The following is a 494-nucleotide window of genomic DNA, read 5'->3' on the forward strand; positions in this document are numbered from 1 at the left end:
GGGTGAGGTTGGTGCGCCAGTAGGCGGCGACCAGCAGCACCCGGTCCTCCAGCGGCAGGCCCCACGGCCGGCCCCTGCGGGCCGGGTCGGCGCCCTCGCGCCGGAGCGCGGTGATCAGCTTGCCGAGTTGCCTTGGGCTCAGCCCGCTGAACAGGGGTATCCACGCGGGATCCGAAGCCGTGATGACGCCAGCCATTTTAAGATCATCGCAAGTGGCCGGGGCGTCTCTCCCTGTTCAGTACGTTTCAAGGGCCGGTGGAAGGTTCGCGGTCGTGTGCGCTTCCGCAATGTTGAACACACTGGCGCAAGCCGGACACTCTGCCCGGCCAAAGACGTATCTGATCCCCTCGGCGAGCCGCTGCTGCCCATCCCGGCCGGCTGTGGCGTGCATCCATCGGCCGGGGTCGCGAAGCTCCTCGGCCGGGGCGGGCCGCAGCGACCGCCGCTCTATGTCGCCCTGATCCCAGTCTCGAATGGCCGCGTAGCAGCCGTAG

General features: G+C 68.8%; 2 pseudogenes. Both read right to left on the bottom strand.

The features are described from left to right. Nucleotides 1-196, bottom strand: a pseudogene (locus tag LPA54_RS36875) (IS5/IS1182 family transposase); the annotation flags it as partial. Nucleotides 197-235: 39 nt separating this feature from the next. Then, nucleotides 236-494, bottom strand: a pseudogene (locus tag LPA54_RS36880) (hypothetical protein); the annotation flags it as partial.

The organism is Streptomyces sp. DH12 (assembly GCF_020873895.1).
Lineage (GTDB): Bacteria > Actinomycetota > Actinomycetes > Streptomycetales > Streptomycetaceae > Streptomyces.